At 71.8% G+C, this 23,631-nt stretch carries 26 protein-coding genes; 10 read left to right on the top strand and 16 right to left on the bottom strand.

Annotated elements, in window-relative coordinates; translation table 11 throughout:
• Positions 1 to 37 precede the first annotated feature (37 nt).
• Positions 38 to 448: a deoxyxylulose-5-phosphate synthase gene (locus ACFWIA_RS14620; protein ID WP_387004076.1), complete on the top strand. Its 411-nt coding sequence runs from the start codon at positions 38 to 40 to the stop codon at positions 446 to 448.
• Here ACFWIA_RS14620 and ACFWIA_RS14615 read toward each other — a convergent pair.
• The 5 genes from ACFWIA_RS14615 to ACFWIA_RS14595 form a co-directional block, all read right to left on the bottom strand.
• Positions 423 to 3,014, bottom strand: a complete 2,592-nt coding sequence (locus ACFWIA_RS14615) for a DUF4132 domain-containing protein (protein ID WP_387004074.1) — start codon at positions 3,012 to 3,014, stop codon at positions 423 to 425. The genes ACFWIA_RS14620 and ACFWIA_RS14615 overlap by 26 nt on opposite strands.
• A 5-nt stretch (positions 3,015 to 3,019) precedes the next feature.
• Positions 3,020 to 3,385: a hypothetical protein gene (locus ACFWIA_RS14610; protein ID WP_387004071.1), complete on the bottom strand. Its 366-nt coding sequence runs from the start codon at positions 3,383 to 3,385 to the stop codon at positions 3,020 to 3,022.
• A 51-nt stretch (positions 3,386 to 3,436) separates the two neighbouring features.
• The gene (locus ACFWIA_RS14605) at positions 3,437 to 4,504 is read right to left on the bottom strand and encodes a polyprenyl synthetase family protein (RefSeq protein WP_387004068.1); all 1,068 of its coding nucleotides are present in this window, start codon (positions 4,502 to 4,504) and stop codon (positions 3,437 to 3,439) included.
• 578 nt (positions 4,505 to 5,082) lie between these two features.
• Complete coding sequence (locus ACFWIA_RS14600) at positions 5,083 to 5,289, bottom strand: DUF397 domain-containing protein (RefSeq protein ID WP_387004065.1); 207 nt, start codon at positions 5,287 to 5,289, stop codon at positions 5,083 to 5,085.
• Positions 5,286 to 6,113 (bottom strand): Scr1 family TA system antitoxin-like transcriptional regulator, encoded by an 828-nt coding sequence (locus ACFWIA_RS14595; protein WP_387004062.1) that lies wholly within the window; start codon positions 6,111 to 6,113, stop codon positions 5,286 to 5,288. The genes ACFWIA_RS14600 and ACFWIA_RS14595 overlap by 4 nt, the downstream gene beginning before the upstream one ends.
• Before the next feature lie 189 nt (positions 6,114 to 6,302).
• Between ACFWIA_RS14595 and ACFWIA_RS14590 the strand changes: the two genes are divergently transcribed.
• The 3 genes from ACFWIA_RS14590 (at position 6,303) to ACFWIA_RS14580 (ending at position 7,740) form a co-directional block, all read left to right on the top strand.
• A complete protein-coding gene (locus ACFWIA_RS14590; RefSeq protein ID WP_387004059.1) occupies positions 6,303 to 6,470 on the top strand; it encodes a hypothetical protein in 168 nt (55 codons plus the stop codon).
• Complete coding sequence (locus ACFWIA_RS14585) at positions 6,467 to 6,736, top strand: hypothetical protein (RefSeq protein WP_387004056.1); 270 nt, start codon at positions 6,467 to 6,469, stop codon at positions 6,734 to 6,736. The genes ACFWIA_RS14590 and ACFWIA_RS14585 overlap by 4 nt, the downstream gene beginning before the upstream one ends.
• 425 nt (positions 6,737 to 7,161) lie before the next feature.
• Positions 7,162 to 7,740 (top strand): hypothetical protein, encoded by a 579-nt coding sequence (locus ACFWIA_RS14580; RefSeq protein ID WP_387004054.1) that lies wholly within the window; start codon positions 7,162 to 7,164, stop codon positions 7,738 to 7,740.
• Here the strand turns inward: ACFWIA_RS14580 and ACFWIA_RS14575 are convergent.
• Both ACFWIA_RS14575 and ACFWIA_RS14570 read right to left on the bottom strand, forming a co-directional pair.
• The gene (locus ACFWIA_RS14575; protein WP_387004051.1) at positions 7,737 to 8,138 is read right to left on the bottom strand and encodes a hypothetical protein; all 402 of its coding nucleotides are present in this window, start codon (positions 8,136 to 8,138) and stop codon (positions 7,737 to 7,739) included. The two genes, ACFWIA_RS14580 and ACFWIA_RS14575, sit on opposite strands and share 4 nt — an antisense overlap.
• Positions 8,139 to 8,658: 520 nt before the next feature.
• Positions 8,659 to 8,910, bottom strand: a complete 252-nt coding sequence (locus tag ACFWIA_RS14570; protein WP_387004175.1) for a GntR family transcriptional regulator — start codon at positions 8,908 to 8,910, stop codon at positions 8,659 to 8,661.
• A 176-nt stretch (positions 8,911 to 9,086) separates the two neighbouring features.
• Here ACFWIA_RS14570 and ACFWIA_RS14565 point away from each other — a divergent pair, with 176 nt between their 5' ends.
• The 5 genes from ACFWIA_RS14565 to lpdA all read left to right on the top strand — a co-directional run bounded on the left by ACFWIA_RS14565 (position 9,087) and on the right by lpdA (position 12,442).
• Positions 9,087 to 9,464 (top strand): hypothetical protein, encoded by a 378-nt coding sequence (locus ACFWIA_RS14565; RefSeq protein WP_387004048.1) that lies wholly within the window; start codon positions 9,087 to 9,089, stop codon positions 9,462 to 9,464.
• Positions 9,461 to 9,652 carry a hypothetical protein gene (locus tag ACFWIA_RS14560; RefSeq protein WP_387004045.1) on the top strand — a complete coding sequence of 64 codons (192 nt, stop codon included), beginning with the start codon at positions 9,461 to 9,463 and terminating at the stop codon, positions 9,650 to 9,652. Before ACFWIA_RS14565 ends, ACFWIA_RS14560 begins: the two co-directional genes overlap by 4 nt.
• 188 nt (positions 9,653 to 9,840) lie before the next feature.
• Complete coding sequence (locus ACFWIA_RS14555) at positions 9,841 to 10,320, top strand: MarR family winged helix-turn-helix transcriptional regulator (protein ID WP_387004042.1); 480 nt, start codon at positions 9,841 to 9,843, stop codon at positions 10,318 to 10,320.
• A gap of 90 nt (positions 10,321 to 10,410) precedes the next feature.
• Positions 10,411 to 10,926 (top strand): TIGR03618 family F420-dependent PPOX class oxidoreductase, encoded by a 516-nt coding sequence (locus ACFWIA_RS14550; protein ID WP_387004039.1) that lies wholly within the window; start codon positions 10,411 to 10,413, stop codon positions 10,924 to 10,926.
• A 103-nt stretch (positions 10,927 to 11,029) separates the two neighbouring features.
• Complete coding sequence (gene lpdA / locus ACFWIA_RS14545) at positions 11,030 to 12,442, top strand: dihydrolipoyl dehydrogenase (protein ID WP_387004038.1); 1,413 nt, start codon at positions 11,030 to 11,032, stop codon at positions 12,440 to 12,442.
• Between the two features lie 20 nt (positions 12,443 to 12,462).
• On the opposite strand, the gene ACFWIA_RS14540 is transcribed toward lpdA, so the two are convergent.
• The 9 genes from ACFWIA_RS14540 to ACFWIA_RS14500 all read right to left on the bottom strand — a co-directional run bounded on the left by ACFWIA_RS14540 (position 12,463) and on the right by ACFWIA_RS14500 (position 22,987).
• Positions 12,463 to 14,628 (bottom strand): HelD family protein, encoded by a 2,166-nt coding sequence (locus tag ACFWIA_RS14540; RefSeq protein ID WP_387004036.1) that lies wholly within the window; start codon positions 14,626 to 14,628, stop codon positions 12,463 to 12,465.
• A gap of 81 nt (positions 14,629 to 14,709) precedes the next feature.
• A complete protein-coding gene (locus tag ACFWIA_RS14535; protein WP_387004033.1) occupies positions 14,710 to 15,369 on the bottom strand; it encodes a TetR family transcriptional regulator in 660 nt (219 codons plus the stop codon).
• A gap of 57 nt (positions 15,370 to 15,426) precedes the next feature.
• On the bottom strand, positions 15,427 to 16,155 hold the full coding sequence (locus tag ACFWIA_RS14530) for an HAD family hydrolase (RefSeq protein WP_387004030.1): 729 nt from the start codon (positions 16,153 to 16,155) through the stop codon (positions 15,427 to 15,429).
• Positions 16,156 to 16,265: 110 nt separating this feature from the next.
• On the bottom strand, positions 16,266 to 17,534 hold the full coding sequence (locus ACFWIA_RS14525; protein ID WP_387004027.1) for a GNAT family N-acetyltransferase: 1,269 nt from the start codon (positions 17,532 to 17,534) through the stop codon (positions 16,266 to 16,268).
• 221 nt (positions 17,535 to 17,755) lie between these two features.
• Positions 17,756 to 18,532 (bottom strand): phosphate ABC transporter ATP-binding protein PstB, encoded by a 777-nt coding sequence (gene pstB, locus ACFWIA_RS14520; RefSeq protein WP_387004024.1) that lies wholly within the window; start codon positions 18,530 to 18,532, stop codon positions 17,756 to 17,758.
• A 30-nt stretch (positions 18,533 to 18,562) separates the two neighbouring features.
• On the bottom strand, positions 18,563 to 19,639 hold the full coding sequence (gene pstA, locus ACFWIA_RS14515; RefSeq protein ID WP_387004021.1) for a phosphate ABC transporter permease PstA: 1,077 nt from the start codon (positions 19,637 to 19,639) through the stop codon (positions 18,563 to 18,565).
• Positions 19,636 to 20,643, bottom strand: coding sequence for a phosphate ABC transporter permease subunit PstC (pstC, locus tag ACFWIA_RS14510; protein WP_387004018.1), 1,008 nt, complete (start codon positions 20,641 to 20,643; stop codon positions 19,636 to 19,638). Before pstC ends, pstA begins: the two co-directional genes overlap by 4 nt.
• Before the next feature lie 203 nt (positions 20,644 to 20,846).
• Positions 20,847 to 21,983 (bottom strand): phosphate ABC transporter substrate-binding protein PstS, encoded by a 1,137-nt coding sequence (gene pstS / locus ACFWIA_RS14505; RefSeq protein WP_387004016.1) that lies wholly within the window; start codon positions 21,981 to 21,983, stop codon positions 20,847 to 20,849.
• Positions 21,984 to 22,540: 557 nt separating this feature from the next.
• Complete coding sequence (locus ACFWIA_RS14500) at positions 22,541 to 22,987, bottom strand: hypothetical protein (RefSeq protein WP_387004013.1); 447 nt, start codon at positions 22,985 to 22,987, stop codon at positions 22,541 to 22,543.
• Positions 22,988 to 23,229: 242 nt separating this feature from the next.
• Between ACFWIA_RS14500 and ACFWIA_RS14495 the strand changes: the two genes are divergently transcribed.
• Positions 23,230 to 23,460, top strand: a complete 231-nt coding sequence (locus tag ACFWIA_RS14495) for a hypothetical protein (RefSeq protein ID WP_387004010.1) — start codon at positions 23,230 to 23,232, stop codon at positions 23,458 to 23,460.
• The last annotated feature ends 171 nt before the right edge of the window (positions 23,461 to 23,631 follow it).

Below are 23,631 nucleotides of genomic sequence, written 5' to 3'. Positions count from 1 at the left end.
CTGGCGACCGAAGGGCGAGCGGCCCTAGCGTGGTGTGATGCCTGCGTCCAGGACCTCGTTCGTCTGCCTGCCCTGCCGGGCCGCGTACAAGCAGCCCCACCCCGAAGCGGGCGTTCCCGCGGGCCGCGAACGGGTCTGTCCGCGCTGCTCCGGAGCGCTGATCCACGTCGGCTCGGCGTTCGCCGCACCCCGGCGCCGGGACACCAGGGCGTGGCGGGCGCTGTCCGTGCTCCTGCACGCGGGCGTGCGGTTCCACAAGAGCTGCTGCGGCGGGCCGGGTTGGCGGCCCCGCACCCTGCCCGAGGTGCGCGAGCGGCTGGTGCACGCCCGGCGCACCGGCGAACCGGCCGCCGAGGTGCTCCTGCGGTTCGCGCCGCACCGACCGGTCCGCGGCCAGCAGCGCCGGACCGGTCGGGGCACGGTCAGCTCCGGGGGAACTGACTGGTGATCGTCGGGTCGGTGATCGCCGTGTCATCGGCGAGCAGCACGGCCTTGGAGAGGATCAGCGCGAGCCGGCGGTCCCCCTCGAACGGGAGGTACCCGGTGTCGGGTGCGGACCCGGCGCTGCCCTGGACGATGCAGAGATAGGTGTCGCCGGGCACCATCAGGACGTTGGCGGAACCGAGGTGGATCTTGTAGGTGCGCTGGTCGCCCCGGACGTGCAGGTAGCGGTCCTCGATCGTGCAGCGATCGGCGATCGCCAACCGGGGCAGCAGCCGCGCCAGTACGGCTCGGCGGGTGTCGGCCGCACCGTCCAGCTCGCCGAAGCCGTAGGAGGTCCAGTACCTGCGGAAGTGGCCGCCGGGTCCGCCGTCCGCCCAGGTCGGGTCGTTGCCGATGCTGGTGACGCCGACGAACAGGTCGACGTCCCGCAGCACTTCGCTCAGCACCAGTTCGGGCACCTCGGTCAGGGGCACCGGCCCGATCAGCGGTGCGCCGGGCCTGCGCACCTGTTCGTAGGCGCCGCCGCCGGCGTACGCGTAGTTGCGCGGGGCGTCCACGGGGTAGAAGCGAACCTGGTCGGTGCGCAGCCGCAGATAGGTGCCCGCATCGGTGAGGTCGTAGCTCGGGCCGCTGGTGTCGGGCTCGATCCAGTACTCGGCGCGCAGCCCCCACTCAGGGAGCAGCCGTTCGGCGGGCGGGCACCCGTCGTCGACGGAGAGGCGCAGCGCGTTGTGCCAGCCCCGGACCGCGGTCAGGGAGTGGAACTGGTGCTGCCGCAGGTGGTGCCCGGCGAACCGGTTGGAGTACGTGCCCGTGGTGCGTTCGGCGGGGGTCAGCGGATACACCTCGCGGTGCGCCTGCTTGAACGGCTGGGTCACCGCGAGCCGTTCGAGGCGGTCCTGCCAGGCGGTGACCCCCGCGGGGGCGCGTCCGACGGGATGCCACAACCGGACCTCGGCGTCCGGCGCGGGCAGCACGGGGCGGCCCTCGACGGTGCGCAGCCCGGACTCCGGGGTGCCGTCGGGGTCACCGGGGGCGGTGCCGTGGGCCACGGGGACGTCGTCGACGGTCCAGATCAGGCGCCGGGCGAGCGTCCCGACGAGGGGGTGGTCCAGGTAGCGGGCGCGCCACTGGTGGTGGACCCAGCTGCGGCGGGCCAGGAACTGGCGGTCCAGCCGGTCGGCCTGGGCGCTGAGCATCCGGTCGACGTCCTTGGCGAGCGCCCGTAGCTCCTTCACCCGCTCGGGATGGTCGCGCCGGACCGCCGCCGGAGCGGCCTTGACCTGCTTGCCCGCAGCGTTGCGCCAGGCCAGCCGGGCCCGGGTGCCCTCGACGGTCAGCAGCGCGGTGGCCTCCCCCAGGGTGTGCTCGGCGCGGCCGACCTCGGTCAGTCCGTAGGACGGGACGGCGAGTTCCTCGATCTCCTCGCGGCCCCGCCCGAGCGCGGCGGCCCGTGCGGTGAGGACGCCGTCGAGGACCTTGACGGTCGGCTTGTGGACGACCCGGGTACGGAGCCGGGCCAGCTCCGCGAGGGCCTCCTCGCCCTCCGTACGGGCCAGGGCGTGGATCGCGGCGGTCGCGGTCCTGGGACTGCGGGCGCCCGTCCCGGCGACCTTGCGCAGGGCGCTCGCGACCAGGGCGCCGAGGGTCCGCGGCACGTCCGGGTGCGGGGGCAGCAGCGGGAGCATCCAGGCCAGACCGCGCAGGGCGTCGATGTTGAAAGCGTCGAAGAGGTCGTTGACCTGCTGCTCGTACCAGTTGGGCTTGAGGGACAGCGTCCGCGGGCGGCCCACCCGGGCCAGCCAGTCGAGGAGGGCGGTGCGCACGGTGTCCGGGTCGCCCGCCGCGGCGAGCACCGCACGGGCGCCCCGGTCCCACCTGGCCGACGGCTTCGAGGAAGTGGCGGTCAGGGCGTGGGCGAGCACCGGACGGGGGTCGAACCGCTGCTCGGCCACGGCACGGTCCGCCCACGCCTCGCCGACGTTGAGCACCGGCTCGGTCAGGGTGGCGGCGAACGCGCCGTCGTAGTTCTCGTAGTGGCTGGCGATGGACGCCGCGGTGCGCCTGACCGTCGCGATGGTGGCCGCCGTCAGCTCCCGGCCCTCGACGCGTTCCTGTGCGATGAGGGGGTACTGCGGTGTGGCCTGGCTGATGCCGTGGCACTCCCCCATCTCGGCCACCGCTGCGGCGCGTTCGGCGGGCAGCGGGAGGTCCGGCAGGCCCGCGCCGACGACGGCGATCAACCACAGCACGTCCGTCGGCGACTCCTCCCGATGGCGCGGGCGGCGCGGGCGGCGGTCGGACGGGGCGGTCTCCTCGTGCCAACAGTCCACCAGCGCGGCGAGGATCGCCCGGCGGGGCACCTCGGGGAGCCGGGTGAACGCCCCGAGCCACGTGCGGAACCCCTCGTGGGCCACGGGACCTTCCCGGGGTGTCCGCAGCAGGTGGTCGGCCGCGGCGCGGTGGTCGCCCGCCAGGAGGTAGTCGGCGGTGACCGGTCCCAGTAGCCGCCGCCACTCCTCGCGCAGCAGGCCGTACGGCGCCGGGTGCGCGTTCAGCTGTCCGTCCACGGCTCTCATCCCCCCACCAGCGGTACGAGCGTCAGAAAGGTGATCTCGGTGCCGGCGGGGAGGGGGATCTCCTCGTCCAACTCCGTGATCTGGCGGTCGCCGACGAGCACCAGCAGGCCGTTGCCCTCGAACGCCCGCAGGGCCCGTTCGGTCTGTGCCCCGGCGTCCACCCGCCGTCCCGGATCCACCTCCCGTGGTCGCACCAGGCCGCGGAACCGCACGCCGCCGCCCGCGTGGTACTCCGCCACCTCCTGGTGGACCCGTCTACGGATCAACTCGCGCAACACCAAACGGTCTTCGGCGACGTCCAGCCCCCGGCCGCCGTCCCTGTCCCCTGCAGTCGTCTCGTCGACGAACGTCACCCTTCCCATGCCGTCGACAGTAGGGCCGGGCACTGACAGTGCGGTCGCGCGCGGCAGCGGTCAGGCGGAGCGACGGCCGACGAAGTCGCAGAGTCCGTGCAGCGCGCGGCGCGCGGCCAGCGGCGGCAACGCGGTGAGGGTGTCACGGGCCCGGTCCAGCCGTTCGTACATCACCGCTGCCGCCCGGGCGGGCGCCGGGGAGCGACCGAAGAGCTCCAGCGCGCGGCGGTGCGCGGCGGGGTCCGAGGTGGGGCCGGCCGCGAGGAGGGCGCGCAGTTCCTCGTCGCCGGGTTCGTCGCCGGCCAGGGCGAGGACGACGGGCAGGCTCGGCACGCCGGCGAGCAGGTCCTTGCCCTGTTCCTTGCCGGTGACCTCGGTGGGCGAGGCGAGGTCCAACAGGTCGTCGGCGATCTGGAACGCGATGCCGATGTGTTCGCCGAACTCGGTCAGCGCCGCGACGCACGGGGCGGGCGCCCCGGCCTGCACGGCGCCCAGTCCCAACGACATGGACAACAGCGCGGCCGTCTTGCCGAGGGCCACCCGGAAGTAGTGCTCGACCGGGTCCTCGTCGGGCGCCGGCCCGGTCAGCTCGCGCAGTTGGCCCGCCACCAGTCGGCCCGCGGCCTGGGCGTTGAGGTGGACGGCCGCGGCGCCGAGGTCCGCGGCGAGCTGCACGGAGCGGGCCAGCAGCCAGTCCCCGCCCAGGACGGCGGCCCGTTGGCCCCAGCGGGCGTTGGCGCTGGGGACGCCGTGCCGGGTGCGGGCCGCGTCCATCACGTCGTCGTGGTAGAGCGAGGAGAGGTGGACGAGTTCCGCGATGACGGCGGCCTGGGTGATCCCGTCTCGCGACGGGTCACCGAACTCGGCGCCCAGCAGGACGAGGAGGGGCCGCAGGCGCTTGCCGCCGGCCGCGGCGAGGTGGCCGGTGAGGGCGGCGATGCGGGGGTCCGCGGAGCCCTGTGCGCAGCTCTGGAGTTCCTGTTCCGCGGTGTCCAACGCCTGGTGTATTCGGTGCTCGAAGTCCGGCGCGGCCAGCTCCAAGCGGTTCAGGATGCCGTGGGAATCCGGGTGCTCCGCATCGGATATCAGCTGGGGTAGGGGTGCCTCACACGTCTGACGGGCCTTCACGGGGGAACCTCTCTGTCGCGCCGACGGGGTGTCGAACGCGGGGTTCGTGCCACTCCCGTTCCGTATCCACCTACCCCACAACGTAAGCGGTTGCGCTGTCCAGCGGGGCTACCAGGGCCTTCCGGGGGTCCGCTGTCCCCTGCGGGTGCGTGGTGCTTGCCCGCGCAGTTCCCCGCGCCCCTGCGGGTGCGTTGTCCCGTGCGGGTGCGTGGGGGTTGCTCGCGCCGTTCCCCGCGCCCCTATCGGGGCCCGTTTCTGGGCGGATGGCGACGGTGGGGAGCGCCCCGTCAGGGGCGCGGGGAACTGCACAGGAAGGATGCCAAACGCCCAATCCTCGTTCCGCGCCTGAGTGGGCAGGGATACCGGGTGTGATCCTGTAGACCGGCGGTGGCGAGAGGAGGGTGGGCCGACGTTGGGCGCCAGGCCCACGCGGGGCCGGGCGCCGTACCCACGCCGTCCCGGCAGGGTGTCGAGCCGGACGTCGAGGACGGGGTCGAGGGCGTTCGACTACCGGAAGGCTCCTAACGCAAGAGCCCCGCCGTTCCGGAGAGGAGAACAGCGGGGCTCTGGTGCGTGCGCTACAGGTTCGCGGACCGGGCGAGGGTCACCAGTCCGGCGAACGCGGGGACGGACACGTTCAGTACCGGGCCATCGGGGTTCTTGCTGTCGCGTACGGGGACGATGCCGGTTGCGGGGGCGTTGGACGGTGCCCACTCAACGCAGGCGCCACCGTTGTTGCTGTAGGAGGATTTGTACCAACGGGCAGACGAAGAGCTAGTCGTCACGGAGCGCCCTTTCTCAACTGATCGATCAAGTCGACAGACGCGGCTTGTGAGAGTGCGTGCGCCTGAAGTTGATGGTAATCCCCCAGCACGGGGGCTACCGCGGCGCTGTTCCGTTCAAGCTGACCCCTAAATGCGGACTCCGCATAGGACATCAGCGACCGATCCGGCATGGTCAGGATGTAGAGCGGGAGATCAAACGGACGAAGCTCCCCCATGCCGAAGTGCGCTACTTGCAGCACGGTGTTCGGTTGCTCCGCGAACGCGGCCAACCAATCCAACTGTGCCTTCATCACGGCAGGTTCGCCAATGGGCCTGCGGATGCAGCCCTCATCTAGCACGGCCAGCACCGTTGGCGGGGGTGTGCGTCGGAGTGCGGCTTGCCTCTGCGCCACCATCGCAACTCTCTCGCTTGCCTGATCTTGGCTGATCTTGCCACGTCTGACGGCGCTGTCTGCCAGTGCAGCGGCGTAGTCCGGCGTCTGGAGCAGTCCGGGAACGATACCTACCTCGTACAGGCGCACTTCGGCTGCTCGCCCCTCGCACACTACGTACTCGGGGAACCCCTCCAACAAGCTGCCGTGTCGAATCTTGGTCCACTCACGCTCAAACAAGTTTCCGGTGCCGAGGGCGGCGTCAGCGTTCATCGCTAGGCGGCGGGTTGGCGGTTTGGAGGCAGTTTCAACGCCCGAAATGTGCCGTCCGCTGCACTCCATGAGCTTGCCGAGTTGATCCTGAGTCCACCCCCGCCCCTCCCTTGCCCTGCGTAGACGCGCGCCGAACGCCGCCTCAGGGCTACGGTCGGGGTCCAGTTCCTTTCGGTTCAAGTATGTTCCCTCCGGATTTCGTACGTTGAGGAGTGCCTCAACGTAGGGCCACTCTGAACCCCTGGTAGTCGACGAACTACGGAGGGGAGTGGTCCCGTGTCCCGGGAGAAGGTAGCGGATCTGCTTGCGCCCCAACTCAGCGTTGGCGAACTCGCGTACGACACCGTCAAGCGTGCACTTGGGGTGGTCATGGCTACGGACACCGCCGGGCGCTACTCCCTCCGGCCGCCCCGGGGCGGAGTCGAGTGGGACGCGCCGTACGAGGACGTTCGTCCGGCCACCGTGACGGACCAGCTTCGGCCCGCGCTGACCGAGGTCAACACCCGTAGCAGGTACGGGGGTTCGACGTGGGAGTGACCAGGTTGTTCTGGCAGGTCACCTGGACGTTGAAACGGTTGGAGTTCTGGGGGGTCCGCGCGCACATCCAGTGCGTGTCCGGGACCCCGCAGTGCGGCGCCACCTCACCCCCGGAACGGCGGACGCCGGACGGCGTGCTCACGTGGGCCGAGGAACACCTGCGCCAGACCGGCCACCGCCGCTACGACCGGGTCCTGTTCGACACCGTCCAGTGGGACCCGCCCGAGGACGTCGACCCGCGAACCATCAAGGGAGTGACCACGTGAGGTGGCGTCCGTACGCCGTCGCGCTGTTCTTTCTCTTGGGATTCCTCTGCACGTCGACCCTGCTGGCACTGCTGGTCCTGTACCAGTCCTGAGAACGTCCGCCCCCTGAATACCCGGCCACTTTCGTAACGCGGGTTCATCATGCGGGGCGGCAAACGGTCCGCCCGGCTTTGCTGGGGTTTAGCCGGGCGGACCACCCCCATACCCCCGCTCCGCGTGGCGGTGTCACAAGGCACCGGGGAGACCACGCGGAGCGGCACCCCCCGCGGGCCGTGCAGAACACATGGCCCGCGGGAAGAGGGGCGGGCGTTGTTGCTGCCCGCTCCTGGCCCCGGTCGCCACCCCGCCGCGGCGACCGGGGCCCAATGGCCCCCTGCGCGCACCGCAGGGTTCACCGAGCACCAGCCGTAAGAGGAGAGTGCACAGTGACAGAAGTAGTCATGCGTCCGGCCCCTGAGGAAGTGGCCGCACGCGCCCGGGAGATCCTGGCGGCCATCAAGGAGGATCGCGAGTTCGGCGCGTTCGAGGCAGCGACGCTGGAGTACAGCTCCGATTGGCAGTGCACTACCGGGTTCCCCGTCATCGACCGGTGGAACCTTGAGAACGACGCGCCCCCGCTGCTGGTCGAGGGCCTGCGCGCCCTCGCCCTCAAGGCAGCCGTCTACCAGATGACCGGGGACGAGAACGCCGCAGAAATCCCCGTCGCCGTGCCCGTCGATGAGATGACGCACGCGATGATCGCGCAACCGCAACTTCTCGCGCGCATCATGGACCGTGTCGGCGTCAGCGTGATCCACCAGACCGACCAGGAACACACCGACTGGACGCACGGCGACTACACCCACCGGGCGTACCGCGCCGCGTGGGGCGAGGAGCCGCCCGCCCGGTACTGGTTGGACCATGCGGAAGTTGTACGGCGCCGTGCCGTACTGGCCGAGTTGTACGACAGCATCGGGCTTCACCGGTCCGGGCGTGAGCACCGGATCGACTTCGCCACTGTCTAGTTGAGCGCGCGGCGCAGCGTCGCGACGGGGTCAAGGTTCGGGAACGTCCGCCGGATCGCCATGTCGGCTTGCTCGATGAGGTCATCGAGCAGGGACGGCGCTGCGCCGTACAACAAGTCGTGCAAGTAGGGGACGACCGCCGCTTCGTCAGCGGGCAAGCAGAGCTTGACGGTGATTGGCACGTTCTCGCTCTTGTATCGCCCGGCGGGCAAGCCCACCCGGTCAGGATGGACACAGACCGGTGTCCCATCGCTCAAGTACCGGTGTCCGTCAGCCTTGTTGAACGGGCATTCCGGGGTCGGGCGCAAGAGCACGTCGAACTCGCCAACCGGATGGAACCGCGACGGGCAGATGCCGCACGCACGGTGGTGCACGTCGCTGTTGAAGGGCTCAGACATGGCCGGAGCCTAGAGCGCCCCACCAGCCCCCGTACTCCGTTCCGGGCCACATGCCCCACACAGGGGAAGTCCCGGAACGGCCAAGCGGTCGGCACGGTCCGCACCCGTGTCGCCCCCGCCCCGCCCGTGTGTTCCTCCCCGTGGCACATGGGCGGGGCTCCTCGCCCCTTCACCCGGAGATCTGATCATGTACCGCTGCACCGTCGCTATCCGTGCGCCCTGGGCTGACATAGCCGCAGACCAGCGGGAACTTGCGGCGTCAGAGTTGCATGACCAGCTCGTGTGCGAACTTGCCAGAGGCCACCAGGGCGCGCACGTCGACTACGTGAGCGAAGTTGCGCACGACCCCGCCGTTCAGGTGTGGGTCACGTGGACTGGCTCCGGGTGCACGTACCTCATCGCCACGCCGTGCGAAGTGTCAGACAGCACCCTCGCATCCGGCGAACGGTTTCCGTGCGAGCTGCCCAAGGGGCACGGCCTTGCGCACACGCGGGAAATGGTCGACCACCCGCGCGGCTAGCTACACGTCGCCCTGGTCGTCATTGGCGGACTGGGCGGTAACGAACGAACCCATACCGGTAACGGTAGTGATCAGGTCCTCTTCCCGTAGAGCGGCCGTCGCCTTGCGCATCGTCACCCGCGCCACGCCAAAGTCATTTTCCAACTGAACCTCGGAGATACGGTGCTGGGGCGGATACTCACCCGTCATGATCCGTCGCCGCAGCACGTCGGCAATCTGCTGCCATTTCGGGCGGGTCGGGTCGAACTCCATCACGCGACGGACAGTACACACCCCACCCATCACTACATAGATGCCCATAGGCACAGGTAGCTATAGACAGGTGTATCCAGATGGCCATACCGTTGAACACGAAAACGCCCCGACAGACCGCGTAGGACCGGTCCGCCAGGGCTCCGCCGAACCAGCTTCGAGGAGCTGACCGACGTATGCGCGACTCTATCGCCCGCATCCTCGCGTGGGTGCTTCGGCTTCTCCTTCCCGCCCGGGGACAACACCGCGCCCCCAACCCGCCCACGCCCGCCCCCGCCCCGGATCGCATTGCTGTAGATCTGCGGGGACTCAGAGGTGCGTTCGACCGCATCCCCGGCCACGACCCCGACCTACCGGAGATCCCGCCAGTCCGCCTCCGGTACGTCGAGCTGTCCGAGCGGTTCAAGCCCGAACAGTGGGAGCAAACGCAGAAGCAGGAACGACGTCTCGCGATAGTGGCCGTGACCGCCGGACGCGAGTACCCGTACACCTACCCGTCCGCACTACGCAACGTCCCCGCCACCGCCCCGACCGGCGTGAAGGCGTCGGCATGACCCGCGACGCGCTCACCAACGAGCCCCCCGCACCATCCGGCGCGCACTGCTGCATCTGCGGACAGTGGACCATGGCCCCCGTGACGATCGGCTACAGCAGCCCGACCGGCCCCACGTTCGTCACACACCGGGTGTGCCCACAGCACGTGAACGCCGCCCAGCCGTGCACCCTCAACCACAGCAACTAGCAGCTCCGCCAGGACCGGCCCCGTCCGGCAACCAACCAGACGGGGCCGCATCACACGCAGGGCGTTTGACACCCTTCCCGCGCGGGCAACCCCAGCGCACCCGCACCGAACAACGCACCCGGAGGGAAGCGCACCCGGGGGAAGAACGTCCGGTTCTGGATAGTCCTGTACGGGACTACCCTGGGTGCATGACGCGCAAGGAGCCCGACCTCTCGTTCCTCCTGGACCACACCAGCCACGTCCTACGCACCAGGATGGCCGCCGCACTAGGCGAACTCGGCCTCACCGCCCGCATGCACTGCGTCCTCGTGCACGCCCTCGCAGAGGAACGCACCCAGATCCAACTCGCGGAGCTCGGCGGCATGGACAAGACCACGATGGTCGTCACGGTCGACGCCCTGGAGGACGCGGGCCTCGCCGAACGCCGCCCCTCCCGGACGGACCGCCGCGCCCGGATCATCGCCGTCACCGAACAGGGCGCCGAGATGGCCCGACGCAGCCAGGAGGTCGCCGACCGGGTGCACCGGGACGCCCTGGCCGCACTCGCCGAGGGAGAGCGCGACGCCCTCGTACACGCCCTGCGCCACCTGACCGAGGGCCCGTTGGCCACCCCCACCGAGAGCACCCAGCCGGCCCGCCGGGCCCGGCAGCGCAAGGGCAACATATAGTCTGCAACAAAACTATCTGCTACGGTCGGTCCTGTCGTCGACCACGGCGCCGTCCACACCTCGGCGCCCCCACCGACAGGGAGCCCCACCGTGTCCAGCGAAACCACCGCCCCCGTGACCGCCCCCACCACGGACCCCGAGCCCGGGAAGACCTCCGGGCCCCCGCCCCGCGTCCTGGACGACGCGGCCGTGTCCGAGCTGCTGGCCGGCGCCCAGTTCGGGACGCTCGCCGCCGTCCGGTCCACCGGACACCCCCACCTGTCAACGGTGCTGTACGGATGGGACCCGACCGAGCGGACCGTACGGGTCTCCACCACCGCCGAACGGCTCAAGACGCGACTGCTGCGCAAGGACCCGCACGCCGCGCTGCACGTCCAGGGGCCGGACGTCTGGTCCTTCGCGGTGGCCGAGGGCACCGTCGAACTGTCCGAGCCGACCACCACCCCCGGGGACGCGGTCGGACGCGAACTGCTCGCGCTGACCCCCGGGTTCGACGACCCGGCCGAGGAGGCGGCGTTCCTCGCGACGCTCGTCGCCGAGCGGCGCGTGGTGATCAGGCTGCGGGTCACCCGGCTGTACGGAACGGCGCTCGACGTCACCGGCTGACCGGATGGTCACCGGCTCCGCCGAGAGGGTGGCCCGGCTCCGCAACGCACGAGCCGGGTGCGACCATCGAGGAGTACACCCACCACAGGGCAGGGAGCACTCCATGACCACGGAAGTAGACCGCTTCGACGTCGTCGTCCTGGGCGCGGGACCCGGCGGCTACGTCGCCGCCATCCGGGCCGCCCAGCTCGGCAAGAAGGTCGCGGTCGTCGAGGAGAAGTACTGGGGCGGCGTCTGTCTGAACGTCGGCTGCATCCCCACCAAGGCCCTGCTGCGCAACGCGGAACTCGCGCACCTCTTCACCCATGAGGCCAAGACCTTCGGCATCAAGGTGGAGGGCTCGGTGTCGTTCGACTACGGGGAGGCGTTCCGGCGCAGCCGCCGCGTCGCCGACGGCCGGGTCAAGGGCGTCCACTACCTGATGAAGAAGAACGCGATCACCGAGATCGACGGGCGCGGCACCTTCACCGACCCGAACACCCTCACGGTCGCCGCCGCCGACGGCACCACCCGCACCCTCACGTTCGAACACTGCATCATCGCGACGGGCGCCACCCCGAAGCTGCTGCCCGGCACCCGCCGCACCGAACGGGTCGTCACCTACGAGGAGCAGATCCTCGCCGACGACGTACCGCAGTCCATCGTGATCGCCGGTGCGGGGGCGATCGGGGTGGAGTTCGCGTACGTCCTGCACAACTACGGCGTGAAGGTGACGATCGTCGAGTTCCTGGACCGCATCGCCCCGCTGGAGGACGCGGACGTCTCCACCGAGTTGGCCCGCCAGTACCGCAAGCTCGGCATCGACGTGCTCACCTCCACCCGGGTCGACTCCATCGACGAGTCGGGCGCACAGGTGCAGGTCACGGTGACCGGCAAGGACGGCGCGCAGCGGGTGCTGAGCGCCGACAAGGTGCTCCAGGCGATCGGCTTCCAGCCCAACGTCACCGGGTACGGCCTGGAGGCGGCCGGGGTGCGGGTCACCGAACGCGGCGCGATCGACGTGGACGCGCGCTGCCGGACCTCGGTGCCGCACATCTTCGCGATCGGCGACGTCACCGCGAAGCTGATGCTGGCGCACGCCGCCGAGTCGATGGGCGTCATCGCGGCGGAGACCATCGCCGACGCGGAGACGATGGAACTCGACTACGTGATGGTTCCGCGCGCCACCTACTGCCAGCCGCAGATCGCGAGCTTCGGCTACACCGAGGCGCAGGCCCGCGAGCGCGGGTACGACGTGCAGGTCGCGAAGTTCCCGTTCACCGCCAACGGCAAGTCGCACGGGCTCGGCGACACCGTCGGCTTCGTGAAGCTCATCAGCGACGCGAAGCACGGCGAACTGCTCGGCGGACACCTGATCGGCCCGGACGTCACCGAACTGCTGCCCGAGCTGACCCTGGCCCAGCAGTGGGACCTGACGGTGCACGAGGTCGCCCGCAACGTGCATGCGCACCCGACGCTGGGCGAGGCCGTCAAGGAGGCCGTGCACGGCCTCGCAGGACACATGATCAACTTCTGAGCGCCGCGCCCCGGCCGCCGTCAGTCGAACGGCAGCGGCCGTCGGTGCAGGATCTCCAGATGGGTGACCGCCCTGGTCAAGGCCACGTACAGCCGGTGCGCACCGCGCGGCTCCGCCTCCTGGACGGCGGCCGGTTCGACGACGATGACATGGTCGAACTCCAGCCCCTTGGCCAGGGTGGCGGGCAACAGGGTCGGGCCGGACCCCGCGGTGGCGGCGGTCGGGTCGTCGGGGTCGAGCCCGGCCGCCGTGAGCGCGGTGCGCAGCCGGGGCACCTCCGCGTCCGCGGCGATCACCGCGAGGGACCCGGACGCGGCGGCCAGCGCGGCCCGCACCGCCGTGACCGCCGCCGCGGCGGTGTCCGGCACCCGGCGCACCGTCAACGTGCCGTCCGCGCGCAGCGATCGGATGCGCGGCACGTCCGCCGCGGGCAGACCGAGCGCGTCGAGCAGCCGGTTGGCGAGCTCGGCCACCGCCCCCGGAACCCGGAACCCGGTGCTCAGGGCGACCCGCCGCGCCCCGGGCTTGCCCAGGTGACCGAGGAGTTCGGGCCAGGACCGGGCCGCCCACGGGGTGGTCCCCTGGGCGAGGTCGCCGAGGACGGTCAGCGAACCGTGCGGGGCGCGCCGGGCGATCGCCCGGCACTCCATCGGGGACAGGTCCTGCGCCTCGTCGACCACGATGTGGCCGAACCCCTCGGGCGGCCCGACCAGCCCGGCGAGTTCGTCGAGCAGGACGAGGTCCGCGGCCGACCAGCGGGCCGTCCGGTACGAACGCGGGGGCCGGTCCCAGCGCAGCGCCGCCCGCTCGTCCGCGTCCAGGACCCCGTCGGCCGCCCGGTCCAGCGCCGGTGACCCGGACAGCAGCCCGGCCAACACCTCCTCGGGGACGGCCTTCGGCCACACCGCGTCGAGGAACGCGGTGACCGGCCGGGACCGTTCCAGCCGCCGGGCCCAGCCCTCGCTACGGGGACCGGCGCGCCGCTCGGCCCGCTCCCGCAACCGCGCCACGGCCCGCGCCCCGACCCGTTCGCGCCCGGTCCCGTACGGGGGTCGCTCCGCGAGGACGTCCGCGACGAGCGCATGGAGTTCGTCCGCGGACACCCGCCAGCGGTAGGAGCCGTCCGGGACGGTCAGCCCCGCGTCGGCGACCGCGGCGGGCCGCACCGCCGCGTACAGGGCGCGGCGCAGCACCCGGGCCATCCGGGGGTCGTGCTTCAGCCGGGCCGTCGCCGCCCCGTCCCGGGCGCGCACCGGCTGCCGGGCGAGCAGGTCCGCCACGGTCAGTTGCCCGATGCCGTCCTCACCGAGGGCGGGCAGCACCTGGGCGATGTACCGCAGGAAGGTGCGGTGCGGCCCGAGCACCAACAGGCCCGAGCGGCGGATGCGTTGCGGATGGGCGTAGAGCAGGTAGGCGGCCCGGTGCAGGCCGACGGCCGTCTTGCCGGTGCCGGGGGCGCCCTGCACGCACAACGAGTCGGCGGGGTCCGCGCGGACGAGGTCGTCCTGGTCGGGCTGGATGGTGGCGGCGATGTCGCGCATCGGGCCGGTGCGGGGGCGCCGGATCTCGGCGGCGAGCAGCCCACCGGGTGCAACGGCGTCCGGGTGCCCGGACGGGGGGTCGGACGGGGGCTCGGCCAGGTGTTCGTCCTCCAGTGCGGTCAGGTCCTCGGGTGCGCCCCGGCCGCCCGGGGTCCAGCCGAAGCGGCGGCGGACCGCGACGCCCTGGGGGTCGTGCGGGGCCGCTTGGTAGAACGCCCGCGAGACCGGGGCCCGCCAGTCGACCACCAGCGGCGGGGCGGTCGGGTCCTCGGTGATCCGCACCCTGCCGATGTGGTAACTCTGCCCGGCGTGCGCGCCCCGCTCGCCGGCCTCGCCCTCGACCTCGCCCTCGACCTCGGAGCCGCCTCCCGGGGCCGCGGACGCGAAATCCAGCCGGCCGAAGAAGAGGGGGCCTTCGGGGAGTTCGCGGAAGCGGCGGGCCCGGGTGCGCAGCGCCCGCCCGAGGACCTCGGCGTCGGCACCGGAGGCGGAGACGTCCTCCCCGGTGACGACGTGTTCCTCGGCGCCCCGTGCCATCACGGTCAACGCGGCCCGGCAGCGTTCGTGGTGGGCCCGCTCCTCGCGCAGGGCGGACGGTACGGGGTCGGCGGCGGGGTCCGGGGAAGGGCGGTCGGAACGCAACATGGCCCCACCCTAGACGGAAAACGTTACCGAGTTATGTTTTTTACTCAGTAACGTCAACCGGCCGACCCGCGTCCGGGACTGTCAGGCGTACGCCGGCAATCCGGCGCGCAGCTCGACGAACGCGCGGTCCGCCTGGGCGAGCGCCCCCGGGCGCACCGCCTCCGCGCGGGCGCCCGCCGCGATCCGCCGCCAGTTCTCCTGGGCGAGGACCCGGCGCACCGCGACGATCTGCGCGGCGGCGAGCCGGGCCCGGACGGGCAGCGCACCCGCCCCGGTGCCCCCGGTGTCCGCGGCGCCGGGGGCGAGCGCCCGCGCGAGGTGCTCCTCGGTGCGTTCCAGGTACCCGTACAACCGGGCGACCAGCGCGGGCGTCCCGTAGAGCAGCCCGTGGAAGGCGAGGACGTCGGGCTCGTCGCACAGTCCGGTCACCGGGTCGTACCGGTCCAGACCGTCCAGGAAGTGTTGGTGCAGCGCGGCCAGCGGGGCGATCCGCGCGGCCAGCGCCGCCGTCACGACCCGGGCCGCCTCGTCCTCGTGGTCGGCGAACCGGTGCAGCACCAGGTCCTCCTTGGCCGGGAAGTACCGGAACAGCGTCGGCTTGGAGATCTCGGCCGCCGCCGCGACCTCGGCGACGGACACCCCGTCGAAGCCGCGCTCCAGGAACAGCGCGATCGCCGCGTCGGACACCTCCCGGTACCTCCGCAGCCGCTTGCGCTCCCGCAACCCCGTCTCACCGCTCATGCGCACCCCTCATGCCGACGAGCGTAGGCGCACCCGCCGCCTCCCCCGTCCGCCCCGTCAGCCGATACCGCGCCGCACGCGGCCGAGCTGCTCCACCGAGCGCAGCACGACCTCCAGCGAGTCGACGACCAGGCCCGCGCCCGCCCGTTGCAGCAGATGCCGCTTGGCGTCGTTGCGGGCGTAGCCGAGGAACGGCACCCCGGCCTTCCGGGCGGCCTCCAGGTCGGAGGGCGTGTCGCCGATCATCAGCGCCTCGGACGGCACGGTGCCCGTCGCGGTCAGGGCGCGGATCAGACAGTGCGGCTCGGGCTTGAGGAGCTGGAGCTGTCGGGTGCGGCCGTAGACGTGCGGGGCGAAGCAGTCGGCGAGTCCGCGGCCGGCCAGGTACTCGCCGGCCGCCCGGGGCGAGTTGTCGGTGGTGACGGCGAGCCGGGCGCCGACCGCGGTCCAGGTGCGGATCAGCGGATCGGCCCAGGCGGTGGGCCGGGCGGTGCCGGCGGCCCGCAGCTCCTCCTGGGTGAGGCGTTCCTCCAGTTCGGTGACGAGGTCGCTGCCGGGGTGTCGGCGGTCCACCGCGCGCAGCACGACGTGGGGGTCGGCGAGGGCGCGCTCCTCGTCGGTCAACAGGCCCCGCAGTCCGCGCCCCGCCAGCCACTCGGCGAGGCCCGCGGCGACCCGCTCGGCCCGGGGCGGGGCGAACAGCCGGCAGATGGGCCCGTCGAAGTCCCAGAGGACGGCCTTCGCGCCCGCGATCGTCTGGTCGAGGTGCTCGGTCGTGTGTCTCACCGTCTCGGGGGTCACCCACTCGGTCGGCGGCGCGGTGTCCGCGGTCACTAGGCCCTGTGGGGAGAGCCTAGGAGAGTGGGGGGTGCGTGGCGATGGTTTCCCCGAGGGCGTCAGAAGACGTCCGGGCACCAGGGGCGGCGGGAGGTGCGGAACAGGGCGTCGGCAACGGCGGCGGCGCCCGGGCGCTCCTGAGTGATCCGGCCCAGGGCCAGCAACCGCTGCACCGAGCCCTCCCCGAGCCACAGCCACGCCAGGGTGCCCAGCGACAGCGTCAGGTCCGCGGCGGCGGTCGTCCGGACGCACTGGGCGCCCTGCGGCGAGGCGTCCAGCCGGAACCGGCCGCCCGAGGTCCCGCCCGCGCCCAGCGGCTCGTCCACCACCTCCAGCACGACGGAGCCGGTGCCCTCGTACGTCCGGGCCGACAGCGCAGCGGCGACGTCCAGCAGCCGCACCCACAACCAGTCGCCCTGGGTGGCGGCCCGCGCCGCCCGCGGGTCGGGGAACAGATCGGGCAGCAGCGTGTCCGGGGCGAGCATGCCCGTGCGGACCGTGACGATCCAGTCGATCGAGCACACGTACGCCCACAGCGCGCGCTCGGCGGCCGGGGTGAGCGCCACCAGGTCCTCGACGGTCGCGGTGTTCAGCGGCTGCTTGCCCTCGCCCCACTTCTCCTCGGTCCGGTAGGCGATCAGTCCTTCGACCGCACCGTCCGCGTTCCGGTAGGCCGCGTAGAACGGTTCCTTCCACGGGTGGACGTCCAGCCGCAGTTCCCCGGTGGAGCGGCGCCACCACATCGCGTCCCGGTCGGTGGCCCCGGGCTGCCGGCGGCGGAACCCGTCGTACAGCACCGGGCCGATGACCCGCACCTCGGCGAGGTCCACCAGGTCGATCCGGGCACCCGGCTCAGCGGGCCCGGACCAGCGGGGGTCCAGGCCGGTGCGCGCCACGTCGACGACCCACTCCGTGCCGCGGGTGGCCGGGCCGAAGCCGAAGCGGCCGTAGATCCGGTACTCGGCGGCGATCAGCGTCGCGAGGGCGTCACCGCGCTCGCGGGCGGCCCGCAGGTCCAGGTCGATCAGGCGGCTGAGCAGTCCGCGGCGGCGGTGCGTGGGGCTGACGGTGATGTTGCTGATGGCGTTCGACGCGACGGGCGCCCCGCCCACCGCGGTCACCTGCTGGTCGAACGAACGGTACGTGGCGACGCAGCGACCCGCGTCGAACGCACCGAGCACCCGGGAGTCGGCGACGATCTCCGTACGGCCCGCCACATCGCGCGCGGTCGGAGTGGGCGGGCTCAGGAAGCCGGTGTTCAACGCCCGCAACCAGTCGGCCAGTTCGCCGTCCCGCAGGGGACGCACATCGATTCCGTCTCCACCCATCCCTCCACGCTAGGCGCGGCCGTCCCGTCTGTCGCCTCCTTTTTGCGGCGCCCCGCAAGGTCGCCGGGCCGTGGAAGGGGAGGGGCCCGCCCCCGGGGGTCGGGGGCGGGCCCGGGGCCCCGCGGCTGCACCGCCATGCAGCGCCGCGGGGAGTCCGGTCGGTCCCCGTCCGGTCCACCGGCCCCTGCGCGGCCGTGCGGGCGGTGCGGGACCGGGGCGGCTCAGCCGAAGCGGCCGGAGATGTAGTCCTCGGTGGCCTGCACGGACGGGTTGGCGAAGATCCGCTCGGTCTCGTCGATCTCGATGAGCCGGCCGGGCTGCCCCACCGCCGCCAGGTTGAAGAACGCCGTCCGGTCGGAGACCCGCGCCGCCTGCTGCATGTTGTGGGTCACGATGACGATCGTGAACCGCGACTTCAGCTCCCCGATCAGGTCCTCGATCGCGAGGGTGGAGATCGGGTCGAGCGCCGAGCACGGCTCGTCCATCAGCAGCACCTCCGGCTCCACCGCGATGGCCCGGGCGATGCACAGCCGCTGCTGCTGACCGCCGGAGAGACCCGAACCGGGCTTGTTCAGCCGGTCCTTGACCTCGTTCCAGAGGTTCGCGCCGCGCAGCGACTTCTCCACCACGTCGTTCAGCTCGGACTTCTTGTACGCGCCGTTGAGCTTCAGGCCCGCCGCGACGTTGTCGAAGATCGACATCGTCGGGAACGGGTTGGGCCGCTGGAACACCATGCCGACGGTCCGCCGCACCGCCACGGGGTCGACCCCGCTGCCGTACAGGTCCTCGTCGTCGAGGAGCACCTTCCCCTCGACCCGACCGCCGGGGGTGACCTCGTGCATCCGGTTGAGGGTCCGCAGGAACGTCGACTTGCCGCAGCCGGACGGGCCGATGAAGGCCGTCACGCTCCGGGGCTCGACGGACATCGAGATGTCCTCGATCGCCTTGTGGGTGCCGTAGTACGCGGTGAGGCCGCTGACGTCGATGCGCTTGGCCATGGGAATCACACTTCTTTCCGCCGGGACGCGTCAGCGACCGGTCTTCGGGGCCTTCCAGCGGGCGATGCCGCGGGCCACCAGGTTCAGGATCATGACGAAGGCGATCAGGGTGAGCGCCGCGGCCCAGGCGCGGTCGTACGCCGCGCCGGAGCCCGCACTGTTCGCGTACTGCTGGTAGATGTACAGCGGCAGCGACGCCTGCGCCCCCTCGAAGGGGTTGTTGTTGATGAAGTTGGTGCCCCACACGAGCAGCAGCACGGGCGCCGTCTCGCCGGTGATGCGCGCGACCGCGAGCATCACCCCGGTGGTGATGCCGCCGATGGAGGTCGGCAGCACCACCTTGAGGATGGTCCGCCACTTCGGCACGCCCAGCGCGAGGGACGCCTCGCGCAGCTCGTTCGGGACGAGCTTGAGCATCTCCTCGGTGGAGCGGACGACGACCGGCATCATCAGGATGGCCAGGGCCAGCGAACCGGCGAAGCCGGACGGGCCCAGGTCGAGGATCAGGATCCAGAAGCTGAGGACGAACAGACCCGCGACGATCGACGGGATGCCCGTCATCACGTCGACGAAGAAGGTGACGGCCGCCGCGAGCTTGCCGCGGCCGTACTCGACCAGGTAGATCGCGGTGAGCACCCCGATCGGCACAGCGACCAGGGTCGCGATGCCCACCTGCTCCAGGGTGCCGATGAGGGCGTGGTAGATGCCGCCGCCGGGTTCGGTGTCGGCGACGACGCCCATCGAGTGGCTGAGGAAGTAGCCGTCGAGGACGGTCACGCCCCGCTTCACGGTCTCCCAGATGAGGGAGGCCAGCGGGATCACCGCGAGGACGAACGCGACCCACACGACGCTGGTGGCGACCCGGTCGCGGGCCTGCCGGCGCCCCTCGACCCGGGCGGCGACGCCGTAGGTGAGCAGGACGAACAGCAGGGCGGCGAGCAGTCCCCACTGCACCCGGCTGTGCAGGTCGAAGAGGAGGCCGACGCCCACGGACAGGGCGACGGACGCACCGGCGAGCGCCCAGGGCGTCCAACGCGGCAGGGTCGCTCCCTGGATGCGGGAGGACACCGGCTGCTCGGGCCGCCGGGTGGTGGCTGACTGGTTCATCCGTTGGCCCCCGAGTACTCCTTGCGGCGGGCGATGATGCCGCGGGCCGCGCCGTTGACCAGCAGGGTGATGACGAACAGCACCAGGCCGGAGGCGATCAGCGCGTCCTGCCCCGTGGTGTTGGCCTCGCCGAACTTGCTGGCGATGTTCTGGGCGAAGGTGCCGCCGCCCGGGTCGAGCAGGCTGGCGTTGATGTCGAACGTCGGCGACAGGACCGTGGCGACCGCCATGGTCTCGCCGAGCGCACGGCCGAGGCCGAGCATCGACGCGGAGATCACCCCGGAGCGCCCGAACGGGAGGACCGCCATGCGGATGACCTCCCAGCGGGTGGCGCCGAGGGCGAGCGCGGCCTCCTCGTGCATCTGCGGGACCTGCTTGAACACCTCGCGCGACACATTGGTCACGATCGGCAGGATCATGATCGCGAGCAGGATGCCGACGGTGAGCATCGAGCGGGGGGCGCCGCCCTGCCAGGCGAAGATCCCGGTCCAGCCGAAGTAGGTGTCCAGCCAGCTGAACAGCCCGGTCAGGTGCGGGACCAGCACCAATGCGCCCCACAGGCCGTACACGATCGACGGCACGGCGGCCAGCAGGTCGATCACGTAGGCGACCGGGCCGCTGAGGCGGCGCGGGGCGTAGTGGGTGATGAACAACGCGATGCCGACGGCGATCGGCACCGCGATGACCATGGCGATCAGCGCGGAGACGACCGTGCCGAACGCGAGCACGGCGATGCCGAAGACCGGCGGGTTGACGCCCGTGTTCCATTCGAACGTCGTGAAGAAGTTGCCCTCGTTCTTCGTGAGCACCAGTGCGGAGCGGTACGTCAGGAAACCCGCGATGGCGGCCATGACGATCAGCAGCAGGATGCCGGAGCCGCGCGTCAGACCGAGGAAGATCCGGTCACCGGGGCGGGTGGCACCCCGGGCGGCCCGCTGCGACTCGATCTCCGAGGGCGGGGCGGGGGCGGGTGGGGGCGGAATGTCCTTAGTAGATATGTCCATGGAGTTCTCCGGTCTGCGGAGCCGCACGGGGTGGTGTGCGGTTCCAGGCGGCGGTGCACCGGACGGTGCGGGCGGGCCCGTGCCCCGTTCTCCCGGCCTCGGGGAAGCCCATGACGGGGGAGGCGGGGACGGGGAGCGCGGGGTCCGCCCGCACGCTCAGGCAGGTCAGCTCGATCGGCTCTCGGTCAGCTCGGTCGGCTCGGTCAGCTCAGCGAGGCGATCGTCTCGCGGACCTTGGTGGCGATCTCGGCGGGCAGCGGGGCGTACCCGGCGCCCGCGAGGAGGCCCTGACCGTCCTCGCTGGCCACGTAGGAGAGGAAGGACTTGACCGCGGGCAGCGTCTCGGCCTTGTTGCCCTTCTCGCAGACGATCTCGTACGTCACCAGGGTGATCGGGTAGGCGCCCTCGGCGGTCGGCTTGTAGTCCAGCTCCAGGGCGAGGTCCTTGCCCTTGCCGACGATCTTCGCGGCGGCGATGGCCTTGGAGGCGTTCTCCGAGGTGGCCGCGACCGGCTCGCTGGCGTCCGTCTTGACGTCGACCGTCTTGATGCCGTCCTTGGCGTACGAGAGCTCGAAGTACGAGATGGCGCCCGCGGTCTCCTTGACCTGCTGGGCGACCCCGGAGGAGCCCTGCGCGGACTGGCCGCCCTTGGCTTGCCACGCCTTGCCGCCCTCGTACGACCACGCCTCGGGGGCGGCGGCCTTGAGGTACTTGGTGAAGTTGTCGGTGGTGCCCGACTCGTCGGAACGGTGGAACGCCTGGACCTTGGTGTCCGGGAGCTTGGCGTCCGGGTTCAGCTTCTGGATGGCCTCGTCGTCCCAGGTCTTGATCTTGTCGTCGAAGATCTTGGCGAGGGTCGGGGCGTCCAGGACCAGCTCGTCCACACCGGGGACGTTGAAGCCGACCGCGATCGGGCCGCCGACCATCGGCAGGTCGATCGCCTGGCTGTCCTTGCAGACCTTGGCGGACTCGGCGATCTCCTCCGGCTTGAGGGCGGAGTCGGAGCCCGCGAACGCGGTCTGGCCCTGGAGGAAGTTGGTGATGCCGGCGCCGGAACCCTTGGGGTTGTAGTTGATCCGGACGTCCTTGCAGGCCGCCTGGTAGTTCTTCACCCAGGCGTCCACCGCGTTCTTCTGCGCGGAGGAGCCGGCCGCGAGGATCTCGCCCCGGGCGTCGTCGCACTTGATGGAACCCGCGGCGGCGCTCTGCGTCCCGCCGCTGGCACCGTTGGACCCGCCGCCCGTGTCGTCGGAGCCGCACGCCGTGAGGGCCAGTGCGCCGGAGACGGCGACCGCACCGAGGGAGAGGGCGCGCAGCCGGTTCTTGCGCTGAAGCTTCACTGTTCGGGAGTTCCTTCCAGGAGCCGCCCCGGCGTGCTGCGCGGCGGCGTGCGTGTGTCGGTCGGACCTCCCCCGTCACGGGGTGGGCCCGGAGGGTGTCCGAGTCGTGCGTTCACCCGGCGCGGACCGTGGGACCGTGTCGGCCCCGGCTCGCACCCGGTAAGGCCGAAATTAGGCAGAACAGGTGAAGTGGCCTACGGCCGCAGGTGAACGGCCGGTGAACCCGTGCGGTCGGTGTGGTGCGGTCACGGAACGCTCACGGCGAGGACGCGAACCGGTCACCGGCGGGAGCCGCGGCACGCCGGGAGGGGGTGTTCCCGGGCTACCGCCCGGCCGCCCGCACGAGGGGTGCGGAACCCGCGCATCCGTGCAGTGGGTGTTCCTCGGCCGATGTTCACGCGGGCGCGCGCAAACGGCGCCTGCCGTTCGGGTGAACCACCTGACGCACGGGGGCCCGCGCAGGGCGCGGAACCGACCGCGCGCGCTGGCCCGTACCTCCGCACGCCGGCTCCGTCCGCGAGGGGACGACGACTTCGGCGCCCTGCCGGCCGGTCGCTTCAGGGCTTCGGCGGGACCGGGGCGAGGCTCAGCGCACCCGCCTCCCGGGCCCGCGCCACCAGCCGGTCGACGTCCGCGCCGGGCAGCGGGAGCCAGACGATCCGCTCGTTCTCGACGGCGGAGAAGACGATCCGGTCGGCGAGGACGGCCTCGGAACCGATCGTGCGGTGCGCCAGCCGCACGAAGGCGGTCAGCCCGTCCCCGCTGCCCAGGTCCAACGGCACCCCCGTGTACGACTCCCGCCGCCACTCGCGGCCACCCGCCCGCTCCCGTTCCTCCCGTACGGTGCGGCGCAGCTCCTCGTACAGGCGGCGCGCACCGGGGTCGGCGATCTCCTCGTCCACGTACAGGTCGATGGACACCTGCGCGCCGATCCCCGCGAGGTGCCGTCCCACCTCCGTGAGGAAGACCTCCAGGTCGGCGTCCGTGTCGGCGGTGAGCAGCATGTACGTCGTCCTCGGGTGCGGGCGTCGGATGCGGACGCGAACGGGGGGGCGCGACGGAAGTCGGCGCCGCGGTGCACCCGGGTGACCCTACGGGGGTACGACCGCGCACCGCCGCACCGTTTCCGCCCGCGGTCACCCACCGCACCGGTAGCCTTACCGAAGGTCACCCCTCTACGGTCGTCGTCACCACGCCCCCGCGCCCGCCTCGCCCTGAGCACCCCCGAGGACTCCGAGGACTTCCGATGACCTTTCGACGACGCACGGTCGCCGCCCGGGCCCGCCGCCACGGCCTCCACGAGGCGGCGAACGGCACCGCCCTCGCCCCGCCCCGGCGCGGCGCCCTCCTCTTCGACGCCGGACGCCATCTGCCGGGCGAGTTCCTCACCGGGACCGACCGCCAGTGGACGTTGCGCTGCCCGGACACCGGCCACGAGTGGCCGGCCGCGCCCCAGGACGTGACTCCGCTGGGGTGAGCGCCGGGGCCACGCTCGGCTCCATGCCGTGGTCACCCGGGCGGCCGTACTCGTCGGCCCCACCAATCCCACGCACTCCGTTCGGGGGACGGCCACCGCGACCGTCCCCCGAACACCTGCCGAGCACACGCATCCGTGCGGACCGTCCGTTCAGCGGCGGTGCGACTTCGT

This window comes from Streptomyces sp. NPDC127068, from assembly GCF_042724695.1.
Taxonomy (GTDB): domain Bacteria; phylum Actinomycetota; class Actinomycetes; order Streptomycetales; family Streptomycetaceae; genus Streptomyces.
Note: the sequence above shows the minus strand (reverse complement) of the source record. Positions and strands in the feature narration are given on the sequence as shown.

What these genes read in the sequence shown, in the direction of transcription:
- ACFWIA_RS14575 (WP_387004051.1), bottom strand. Translation starts at nt 8,138, where the DNA reads ATGTCTGAGCCCTTCAACAGCGACGTGCACCACCGTGCGTGCGGCATC.
- ACFWIA_RS14500 (WP_387004013.1), bottom strand. Translation starts at nt 22,987, where the DNA reads ATGCTGCTCACCGCCGACACGGACGCCGACCTGGAGGTCTTCCTCACG.
- ACFWIA_RS14525 (WP_387004027.1), bottom strand. Translation starts at nt 17,534, where the DNA reads ATGGGTGGAGACGGAATCGATGTGCGTCCCCTGCGGGACGGCGAACTG.
- ACFWIA_RS14565 (WP_387004048.1), top strand. Translation starts at nt 9,087, where the DNA reads ATGCGCGACTCTATCGCCCGCATCCTCGCGTGGGTGCTTCGGCTTCTC.
- pstB (WP_387004024.1), bottom strand. Translation starts at nt 18,532, where the DNA reads ATGGCCAAGCGCATCGACGTCAGCGGCCTCACCGCGTACTACGGCACC.
- ACFWIA_RS14620 (WP_387004076.1), top strand. Translation starts at nt 38, where the DNA reads ATGCCTGCGTCCAGGACCTCGTTCGTCTGCCTGCCCTGCCGGGCCGCG.
- ACFWIA_RS14535 (WP_387004033.1), bottom strand. Translation starts at nt 15,369, where the DNA reads ATGAGCGGTGAGACGGGGTTGCGGGAGCGCAAGCGGCTGCGGAGGTAC.
- ACFWIA_RS14540 (WP_387004036.1), bottom strand. Translation starts at nt 14,628, where the DNA reads ATGTTGCGTTCCGACCGCCCTTCCCCGGACCCCGCCGCCGACCCCGTA.
- ACFWIA_RS14590 (WP_387004059.1), top strand. Translation starts at nt 6,303, where the DNA reads ATGGCTACGGACACCGCCGGGCGCTACTCCCTCCGGCCGCCCCGGGGC.
- lpdA (WP_387004038.1), top strand. Translation starts at nt 11,030, where the DNA reads ATGACCACGGAAGTAGACCGCTTCGACGTCGTCGTCCTGGGCGCGGGA.
- ACFWIA_RS14495 (WP_387004010.1), top strand. Translation starts at nt 23,230, where the DNA reads ATGACCTTTCGACGACGCACGGTCGCCGCCCGGGCCCGCCGCCACGGC.
- pstA (WP_387004021.1), bottom strand. Translation starts at nt 19,639, where the DNA reads ATGAACCAGTCAGCCACCACCCGGCGGCCCGAGCAGCCGGTGTCCTCC.
- ACFWIA_RS14570 (WP_387004175.1), bottom strand. Translation starts at nt 8,910, where the DNA reads ATGGAGTTCGACCCGACCCGCCCGAAATGGCAGCAGATTGCCGACGTG.
- ACFWIA_RS14560 (WP_387004045.1), top strand. Translation starts at nt 9,461, where the DNA reads ATGACCCGCGACGCGCTCACCAACGAGCCCCCCGCACCATCCGGCGCG.
- pstC (WP_387004018.1), bottom strand. Translation starts at nt 20,643, where the DNA reads ATGGACATATCTACTAAGGACATTCCGCCCCCACCCGCCCCCGCCCCG.
- ACFWIA_RS14610 (WP_387004071.1), bottom strand. Translation starts at nt 3,385, where the DNA reads ATGGGAAGGGTGACGTTCGTCGACGAGACGACTGCAGGGGACAGGGAC.
- ACFWIA_RS14555 (WP_387004042.1), top strand. Translation starts at nt 9,841, where the DNA reads ATGACGCGCAAGGAGCCCGACCTCTCGTTCCTCCTGGACCACACCAGC.